The sequence below is a fragment of the Micromonospora globispora genome (assembly GCF_003857015.1).
Taxonomy (GTDB): domain Bacteria; phylum Actinomycetota; class Actinomycetes; order Mycobacteriales; family Micromonosporaceae; genus Micromonospora; species Micromonospora globispora.
In genome coordinates, this window is the sequence record NZ_QGGF01000249.1 from 1 (window position 1) to 7,884 (window position 7,884).

Here is a 7,884-nt window from a genome sequence, read left to right on the forward strand (position 1 = left end):
CGGCCAGCCGGTCGGTCAGCGACTCGCCGGGGCCGATCATCGCGCGGCCGCCGATCTGGCCGGTCGGCTTCGGCTCCGGCCCGGCCGCCGGCAGGGCCGCGGCCGGTCGCTGCACGGGCACCACGGCGTACGGGTCGGTGACCGAGTTGACCGCCGTCGCGGTGCTGGTCAGCGGGCCCGTGAGCAGCTCGCGGAGCATCCCCCGGGCGGTATGCACGTCCAGCCGGCGGGCCGGGTCCTTCTCCAGCAGCCCCATCAGCACCCGGGTCAGCGGGCCGCTGCGCTGGGGCGGGGCCGGCGGATCCTCGACCACGGCGTGCATGGTCTCGATCGGGTCCCCCTTGTCGAACGGGGGACGCCCCTCCACCGCCGTGTAGAGCGTGACGCCCAGCGAGAAGAGGTCGCTCGGCGGGCCGAACTCCTGGCCCATCGCCCGCTCCGGGGAGATGAAATGCGGCGAACCGAGCACCATGCCGGGCGTGGTGAGCTGCACGTCCGTGGGCATCCGGGCCACCCCGAAGTCGGTCAGCACGCAGCGACCGTCGGAGCAGATCAGCACATTGGCCGGCTTGACGTCGCGGTGCAGCACGCCGATCGCGTGCGCCACCTCCAGCGCGCCGAGCAGGGCGATGCCGATCTTGGCGACCGCGCGGGGCGCGACCGGCCCGTCCTCGATGACCATGTCGGCGAGGCTGCGCGCGTCCAGCAGTTCCATCACGATCCACGGGCGGCCACCCTCGGTGACCACGTCGTACACCTGGACCACGGCCGGGTGCTGGATCGCGGCGGCGGCGCGCGCCTCGCGGAGGGTGCGCTCGTACATCGCGTCGCGGTCGCTCGGGGCCAGCCCCGGCGGGAGGATCACCTCCTTGACCGCCACGTCACGGCGCAGCAGCGTGTCGCTGGCACGCCAGACCGTGCCCATGCCGCCGTTGCCCACCGCGGAGCGCAGCGAGTAACGACCGCCGATGGTGGTGCCGGGTGCCGCGCGTCCAGTGGGGGGACTGACTGGTCCGCCGCTCCACGTCGGGATCTGAGTCACAGAAAAGCCACCGGGGGATATCGAGGGGGCTGGGACACAACTCCCCTATCTTGCTGGTTCCGACGGCCGATGCGAAACCCGGCGCGGCGGAGGTTTGCCTACTCGACGGTACGTGGCCGGTTGTTCACCTCTTGTCGACCACCGTCGACGGGGTGTGCGCAATCCCTCACCCATCGACGGCCGGCCGCGTCCTACCATCCGGTAATGAGCGAAGCGCGGTCAAGCGAGTCGGGTTTCCCGATCAAGGGCGTCTACACGGCGGCGGACCTTCCCGGGGACCTGGAGGGCCGGCTCGGCGCGCCGGGCGAGTACCCGTACACCCGCGGCGTGTACCCGACGATGTACACCTCCCGGCCGTGGACCATGCGGCAGTACGCCGGTTTCGGCACCGCCACCGAGTCCAACGCCCGCTACCACCAGCTGCTGCGGGCCGGCACGATGGGCCTCTCCGTCGCCTTCGACCTGCCCACCCAGATGGGGTACGACTCCGACGACCCGATCGCGCACGGTGAGGTCGGCAAGGTCGGGGTGGCCATCGACTCCATCGAGGACATGCGGCTGCTCTTCGACGACATCCCGCTGGACAAGGTCTCCACCTCGATGACCATCAACGCGCCCGGCTCGGTGCTGCTCCTGCTCTACCAGCTCGTCGCCGAGGAGTCGGGGGTGCCGGGCTCGGCGCTCAACGGCACCATCCAGAACGACATCCTCAAGGAGTACATCGCCCGGGGGACGTACATCTTCCCGCCGAAGCCCTCGCTGAGGCTGGTGGCCGACACGTTCGGCTACTGCCGCAAGGAGGTGCCGAAGTGGAACACTATCTCCATCTCCGGCTACCACATGGCCGAGGCGGGCGCGACGCCCGCGCAGGAGATCGCGTTCACCCTGGCCAACGGCGTGGAGTACGTGCGGGCCGCGATGGCCGCCGGGCTGGCCGTGGACGACTTCGCGCCCCGGCTGTCGTTCTTCTTCGTCGCCCGCACCACCCTGATCGAGGAGGTCGCCAAGTTCCGGGCGGCCCGGCGGATCTGGGCCCGGCTGATGCGCGACGAGTTCGGGGCGAAGGATCCGAAGTCGATGATGCTGCGGTTCCACACCCAGACCGCGGGCGTGCAGCTCACCGCCCAGCAGCCCGAGGTGAACCTGGTCCGGGTGGCGATCCAGGGGCTCGGCGCGGTGCTCGGTGGCACCCAGTCGCTGCACACCAACAGCTTCGACGAGGCGATTGCGCTGCCCACCGAGAAGGCGGCCCGGCTGGCGCTGCGTACCCAGCAGGTGCTGGCGTACGAGACGGACCTGACCGCCACGGTCGACCCGTTCGCCGGCTCGTACGTGGTGGAGGCGATGACCGCCGAGATCGAGGCGGCGGCGACCGAGCTGATGGAGCGGGTGGCGGATCACGGTTCGGCGGTGGACGCGATCGAGGCCGGCTTCCAGAAGCGGGAGATCGAGCAGTCGGCGTACCGGATCGCGCAGGAGATCGACTCCGGCGAGCGGGTGGTGGTCGGGCTCAACCGGTTCCAGATCGACGAGGAGGAGCCGTACGAGCCGCTGCGGGTGGACCCGGCGATCGAGGCGGCTCAGGCGGAGCGGCTGGCGAAGCTGCGGGCCGAGCGGAACAACGGCGCGGTGGAGCGGGCCCTGGCCGAGCTGCGGTCGGCCGCCGAGGGCACCGAGAACGTGCTCTACCCGATGAAGGAGGCGCTGCGGGCCCGGGCCACCGTCGGCGAGGTCTGCGGGACGCTGCGCCAGGTGTGGGGGACGTACCGGCCGAGCGACCGGTTCTGACGTACCCGACGGCGGTCCCGCCGGTGCCCCTCCGGGCCCGGCGCGGGCCGCCGTTCGGCGTTGCTTGAGCTGGGCGGACGTCCTCGCCGGAGTTGGCCCGGCGGCGCTACAGTCGATGTCTCCCCGCACGTCGCCGGAGCGTGGCGACCCGGCGTGGACCTGCCGGGCGACGGTGTCCGGCCCGTCCGCCGGCGATCCAGGCCAGTGGGGCCCGCCGCGCGCGGCTGCGTGTGTGCGAATCGGGATTGCGGGTAACCCGGTCGGGTGAACGGGACGGACAGCGTGTGCGGTCGCACGCCGGGCTGTCATGTCACCCTCGGGAGTCGCCCGGCGGCCCTGTGTCGCCGGGTAATTGTCGGACCGCCAGTTAATTGTCCCGACTAATGCGACAATTCGGAACGATGGCCTCGGTATCGACGGTGATTTCGTGACCGCCGAATCGGTTACGCGTTGTAGGAGGTGTGGGGCAGATGACGGGGTTCAACCGCGATCTACCTGCTGTCCCGCAGATATTCGAGCCCTCCCACCAGGGCATTCGTGACGCTGTGCGGTCCAGTCGCTACGGGAAAGACGTTGCGCAGCGTCACCGGCGGAGGTCTAGGCTGTCTGCTGTTCTCCCCGAAGATCCATCCATCTCTAGTGATCGAGAATTCGACGTGACGAGTGCGTTGACGCTGCCCGTGGGCAGCCAGCTGGCGTCGTCCTGGCCGGAGGCGCCATCCGGGTCCCAGCCCCTGCCCTTCGAGCTCGACCATCTGCTCGCCCTCCGGGTACCCGGCCTCATCGCCACCCGCCGTCACATCCACTCCCACCCGGAGCTCTCCGGTGAAGAGTTCGAGACGGCGGCCCTGATCGCCCGGGAGCTCTCCCTGGCCGGGCTGAACCCGCGCCTGCTGCCCAAGGGCAACGGCGTCATCTGCGACATCGACGGGCGCCCGGACGGCCCGGTGATCGCGCTGCGCGCCGACATCGACGCCCTGCCGTTGACCGACCCGAAGGACGTGCCGTACCGGTCCACGGTGGACGGGGTCTGCCACGCCTGCGGACACGACGTGCACACCAGCGTGATGCTCGGCGTCGGCATGCTGCTCGCGCAGCTCGCCGACCTCGGCCAGCTCGACGGCCGGATCCGGCTCATCTTCCAGCCCGCCGAGGAGATCCTGCCCTGCGGTTCGCTGGAGGTCATCGAGGCAGGCGGCCTCGACGACGTGGTGCAGATCTTCGCCGTGCACTGCGACCCGAACCTGCCGGTCGGCAAGGTCGGCCTGCGGGTCGGCCCGATCACCGCCGCCGCCGACAACGTCACCGTCCGGCTCACCGGCCCGGGTGGGCACACCGCCCGGCCGCACCTGACCGTCGACCTGGTCGACGCGCTCGGCCGCCTGGTCACCGAGGTGCCGACCCTGGTCAGCCGCCGGGTGCCGGCCAACAGCGGGCTGCTGCTGGTGTTCGGCCACGCCTCGGCCGGCACCCGCTACAACGTCATCCCGTCCGAGGCGTGCGCCGCCGGCACGCTGCGGGTGATGGACCGCGACACCTGGGAGCAGGCTCCCAAGATCGTCGCTCAGGTGGTCCGGGACGTCCTCGCGCCCACCGGGGCGACCGTCGACCTGGAGTACCTCCGCGGCCGCCCGCCGGTCAGCAACGACGCCCGCGCCATCGGCGTGCTGACCGCCGCCACCGCGGCCGCGCTCGGCCCCGAGGGCATCGCGGAGACCCCGCAGAGCATGGGCGGCGAGGACTTCTCCTGGTACCTGGAGCACGTCCCCGGCGCGCTCGCCCGTCTCGGCGTCGGCCGCGCCGGCCCCAACGTGGACCTGCACCGGGCCTCGTTCGACGTGGACGAGCGCGCCATCCCGGTGGGCGTACGGCTCATGGTGCAGACCGCGTTGCGGGCACTGGCGGCGGCGCGGTAGGCGACGGACCACCCACCGGCCCGATCGGCGGCGCGACGACCGGCGCCGGACCGGCCGGCGGCATCCGCCGCCGACGGCGCCGGCGCAGCATCCGGAGCAGGATCGCCAGCGGTACGCCGATCGCCAGCAGCCACGGCAGCAGCGCGCCCAGCACCGTCAGCAGCACGGTGACCGAGGCGAGGAAGACCTGCCAGCCGCCGCGCAGCCCGACCAGGAAGCCGATCTCGGTCTTCTTCTCCGCCGTCGAGGCGTCCGCGCCGACAAAGGTCACCGTGATGGTGGAGAGCGCGGTCAGATCGGCCAGCCGGCGCTTCTTCGCCTCCAGCGAGGCGAGGTCGGCCTCCCGCTTGGCCAGCTCGTTCTCCAGCGAGATCAGGTCGCTGATCGAGCTGGCCCGGGCGAGCAGCTTCCGCGCGCTCTCCACCCGGGCCCGCTGGCTGGTGATCCGGGCGTCCAGGTCGATGGTCTCCTCGGTGACGTCCTGCGTGTGCACCTCGCGCCGCTGCTGCCGGCCGAGCTTCGCCAGCTCGTCGACGACCGTGGTGAACTTCGCCGCCGGTACCCGCAGCTCCAGCTCGGCCCGGGCGTCCGCCGCCTCGCTGTGCCGCTGGTCGCCGCCGACGAAGCCGCCCGCCGCGGTCACCGTGTCGATCGCCGCCCGGGCCGCCCGCTCCACGTCGTCCACCTGGACCTGCATCGTTCCGGTGTAGATGATCGACCGCTGGTCGACCCGCAGGTCCGGTGCGCCCGCACCGGCCTGGCCGGGAGCCGCCTGGTCCTGTCCGGCGCCCGCCGGCGCCTGCGCCGCCGTGCCGCGGTCGTTCTGCGAGCTCTCCGCGCTGCAACCCCCCGCGAGCAGCACCGCCACCAGTCCCACCGCCGCCAGGGGTACGCCCCGACGGCGTTTTCCTCGTACGCTCATCCCCGCTCCGATCCTCATGGCCCCTTCGTGGAGCCGATACGTCGGACGCGACGCGATACCGCGCCGGTTCCGGCAGACTGCGCTGAGGACGTCACGATTCGATAATCGAGGAGTCACGATGCAGGTCACCAAGTACGCCCACTCCTGCCTCCGGCTCGAGCACGACGGGGCGGTGGTCGTCGTCGATCCCGGGGTGTACAGCGAGCCCGAGGCGCTGGACGGGGCGGACGCGGTGCTGATCACCCACGAGCACCCGGACCACGTCAACGCGGAGGCGGTCAACCGGGCACTGGAGCGGCGGCCGTTCAGCCTGCACGGCCCGGCCTCACTCACCAAGGTGCTCGGCGACGCCGCCGAGGCGCTGACCGTCGTCGAGCCCGGGCAGTCGTTCACCGCGGCCGGGGTGCCGGTCCGCGCGTACGGCGGCCGGCACGCCGTCATCCACCCCGAGATCCCGGTGGTGGAGAACGTGGGCTACCTGTTCAACGACGTGGTCTACCACCCGGGGGACTCGCTGGTCGTCCCCGCCGACGTCCAGCAGGTGGACACCCTCTTCGCGCCGATCCACGCGCCCTGGTCGAAGTTCTCCGAGGTGGTGGACTTCGTCCGGGCGGTCGCCCCGCGCCGCGCGTTCGCGCTGCACGACGGCCTGCTCAACGACAACGGCTTCAAGGTGCTCGACCGGCAGTACAAGGCGCACTGCGGGACGGAGTACCAGCGGCTCGAACCGGGCAGCCGATTCGTCGTCTGACCCCGTGGCCGGCCCCTCCCGCGACGTGGTCCAGCGGCTCTACGCGACGCCGCCGGACCGGTTCGTCGCGGCCAGGGACGCCGCCGTCGACGACGCCCGCCGGGCCGGCGACCGGGCCGCCGCCCGGGAGATCGCCAAGCTGCGCCGCCCGACCGTGGCGGCCTGGCTGGTCAACCTGCTGGCGATCCGCCGACCGGAGCTGGTCGCCGACCTGGCCCAGCTCTCCGAGTCGCTCCGCTCCGCCCAGCGGGAACTGCGCGGCACCAAACTGCGTGAGCTGTCCGCGCAGCGCCGGGCCGTGGTGGGCGCGCTGGTCGCCGAGGTGCGCAAGCTGGCCGCTGCCGAGAAGGACGCGCCGCCGGCCGGGAAGCTGCCGCTGGCCGAGGTCGAGGCCACCCTCAACGCGGCCCTCTCCGACGCGGAGGTGGCCGAGCAGGTCCGCTCCGGCCGGCTGCTCCGAGCCACGCACTACGCCGGCTTCGGTGAAGTGCCCCGCCCCCAGCTCCGGCTCGTCACCGGGGGCGTGGAGGAGCCGCCCGTACCGGATCGGGAGGCCGAGCGGGCCGAGGCCCGGCGGCGCTTCGCCCGCTCGGCCCGGTCGGACCAGAAGAAGGCCGAGACGGAGCTGACCGGCGCCACCCGGTCCGAGGAGGACGGCGCGGCCACACTGGACCGGATCGAGACCGAACTCGCCGAGCTGGAACGCCGGCGGGCCGTCGCCGAGCAGGAGCTGAGCCGGGCCAAGCTGGCCCGGCGCGCCGCGGAGCGGGCGTTCACCGCGGCCCGGCGGCGTACCGGCGAGGTCGAGGCCGCGGTGGAGGCGCTGGACGCCGAAGAGGAGGATGCCGCCGGGGGCGACCAGCGGGCAGACTGACCGGGATGGACGACCACGGTGGACGGAGGCGGCCGGTGGCGGGGGGCCAGGGATGACCCCCGAGCAGGTCGCCGCCGCCGGCAAGCCGCTGGTGCTGGAGCTCGGGGAGGCATTCACCCGCTGCCCGGGCACCCTGCGCCGGGCCCGGCTGCTCGGCATCTCCGGCTGGGCGTTCTACATCACCGGCCGGGCCGGGGCGCTCGGCGACGTACGGGCCGAGACGGCCGCCGCCGCCCTCGGCTTCATCGCCCCGGATGCGGTCGCCGACGGCTGGGACGCCGCCGCCCGTACCGTCCGCCCGGTCGAGGTGGCCGCGGCGAACCTGGCCGAATGCTGCCGCTGGGGCGCCCAGCACCTGCCCGACACGCCTGGCGTGACCCGGCTGGTCGGGCTGCTGGAGCGCACCGTCGAGGCGGCGGACGCGAGCGGGATGCCGCTCTTCGCCGCCTGGCGCGCCATGCTGGTGCCGGAGCGGTCGCCGGGAGCCCGGGCCGCCGTCGGGCTGCTCCTGCTCCGCGAGCATTTCGCCGGGGCGTACCTGCTCGCGGTGCGGGCCGCCGGGATGACGCCGCTGGAGGCGGTGCTCGCCTG

Annotated in this window: 7 protein-coding genes; 5 read left to right on the forward strand and 2 right to left on the reverse strand. The window is 72.8% G+C overall.

Features of this window, described 5'->3' with window-relative positions; genetic code table 11:
* A partial coding sequence (locus DKL51_RS11360; protein ID WP_148097767.1) for a serine/threonine-protein kinase occupies positions 1-1,042 on the reverse strand: 1,042 nt, incomplete at its 3' end.
* A 204-nt stretch (positions 1,043-1,246) separates the two neighbouring features.
* On the opposite strand from DKL51_RS11360, the gene DKL51_RS11365 reads away from it, so the two are divergent.
* Positions 1,247-2,830, forward strand: a complete 1,584-nt coding sequence (locus DKL51_RS11365; RefSeq protein ID WP_109942783.1) for an acyl-CoA mutase large subunit family protein — start codon at positions 1,247-1,249, stop codon at positions 2,828-2,830.
* A gap of 656 nt (positions 2,831-3,486) precedes the next feature.
* Positions 3,487-4,746 carry an amidohydrolase gene (locus tag DKL51_RS11370; RefSeq protein ID WP_109942782.1) on the forward strand — a complete coding sequence of 420 codons (1,260 nt, stop codon included), beginning with the start codon at positions 3,487-3,489 and terminating at the stop codon, positions 4,744-4,746.
* Here the strand turns inward: DKL51_RS11370 and DKL51_RS11375 are convergent.
* Positions 4,703-5,668, reverse strand: a complete 966-nt coding sequence (locus tag DKL51_RS11375) for a DUF4349 domain-containing protein (RefSeq protein ID WP_243421023.1) — start codon at positions 5,666-5,668, stop codon at positions 4,703-4,705. The two genes, DKL51_RS11370 and DKL51_RS11375, sit on opposite strands and share 44 nt — an antisense overlap.
* 118 nt (positions 5,669-5,786) lie before the next feature.
* On the opposite strand from DKL51_RS11375, the gene DKL51_RS11380 reads away from it, so the two are divergent.
* From DKL51_RS11380 to DKL51_RS11390, 3 genes are all read left to right on the forward strand, one after another.
* Positions 5,787-6,419, forward strand: a complete 633-nt coding sequence (locus DKL51_RS11380; RefSeq protein WP_109942780.1) for an MBL fold metallo-hydrolase — start codon at positions 5,787-5,789, stop codon at positions 6,417-6,419.
* 4 nt (positions 6,420-6,423) lie between these two features.
* Complete coding sequence (locus DKL51_RS11385) at positions 6,424-7,293, forward strand: hypothetical protein (protein WP_124812025.1); 870 nt, start codon at positions 6,424-6,426, stop codon at positions 7,291-7,293.
* 52 nt (positions 7,294-7,345) lie between these two features.
* A partial coding sequence (locus DKL51_RS11390) for an SCO6745 family protein (protein WP_124812026.1) occupies positions 7,346-7,884 on the forward strand: 539 nt, incomplete at its 3' end.